This window comes from Vibrio sp. M260118 (assembly GCF_036533755.1).
Lineage (GTDB): Bacteria > Pseudomonadota > Gammaproteobacteria > Enterobacterales > Vibrionaceae > Vibrio.
This window is the reverse complement of the sequence record NZ_JATABG010000619.1, coordinates 1-1,118: the sequence shown is the minus strand read 5'-3', so window position 1 is coordinate 1,118 and position 1,118 is coordinate 1. Positions and strand designations below refer to the sequence as shown.

Sequence of the window (1,118 nt, the reverse complement as noted above, 5' to 3'; positions counted from 1 at the left end):
ATATGTCTGAGTATGGCGAACGCCACTCTGTGAGCCGTTTAATCGGTGCGCCTCCTGGTTATGTAGGTTACGATCAAGGCGGCTTGCTGACTGACGCTGTGATTAAGCATCCGCACTCTGTTGTTCTTCTTGATGAGATCGAGAAAGCGCACCCAGATATCTTTAACTTGCTCCTGCAAGTGATGGATAACGGTACACTAACTGACAACAATGGCCGTAAAGCTGACTTCCGTAATGTAATTTTGGTGATGACGACTAACGCGGGCGTACAGATGACTGAGAAAAAATCGATTGGCTTGATCCAACAGGATCACAGCCATGATGCGATGTCGGAAATTAAGAAGGTGTTCACACCTGAATTCCGTAACCGTCTCGATAATATCATCTGGTTCAATAGCCTTGATGAGCATGTCATTCACCAAGTGGTTGATAAGTTCATTGTTGAACTTCAAGCACAGCTTGACGTTCGGGGCGTGTCACTGGAAATCTCTGAAGATGCTCGCCACTGGCTTGCGCTGAAAGGGTACGATAAAGCCATGGGCGCACGACCAATGGGCCGAGTTATCCAAGAACAGCTTAAAAAGCCACTGGCTAACGAGCTACTGTTTGGTTGCTTAGTCGATGGTGGTACGGTGAAAGTTGACCTTAAAGGCGATGAGCTTAAGTTTAAGTACTTGAGTGAAAAAGAAGCCGCAGTTCATTAAACTCATCAACCAGAGGCCTACTTGTTAGGCCTCTTTTCTATCTACTGTACTGTTTTGAGTTTTTCCTACTTCGCAAATAACGCTTTAAGCACCAAGTAGGAGTCTTCTACAGTCTGTGGAATGCTCTGCTCAGTCTGAAACCCGTGATCAGGGTAGGTCTTAATTCGTTCGAAGTCTCCGAGCATTGCCACTATCGTGGTTTCTAGTTCAATCTCTTCATTAAAGTAATCGCAAAACTCATACTTGGGTGAGGTCACGCACACACGCTCATAGGATGCAGGCCATTGTTTGGTAAATGTAGCGTAGGTTCGTCTTTCCATATAAGGCTTTTGTACCAGAATAAAAGAACGATAGTCCTCACCTAGCTGCTGCAGTAACTCATAAGTGAATAAGACGTTCTCACCAGTATTGGTC

The 1,118-nt window shown here is 45.3% G+C and carries 2 protein-coding genes; one reads left to right on the top strand and one right to left on the bottom strand.

The features are described from left to right. Window positions 1-704, top strand: a 704-nt coding sequence (locus QTO00_RS20080) for an AAA family ATPase (protein WP_331426320.1), incomplete at its 5' end; no start/stop codon positions are given. Window positions 705-769: 65 nt separating this feature from the next. Here the strand turns inward: QTO00_RS20080 and QTO00_RS20075 are convergent. Next, window positions 770-1,118: YdcF family protein (locus QTO00_RS20075; protein ID WP_443088953.1), on the bottom strand; the 349-nt coding region annotated here is incomplete at its 5' end.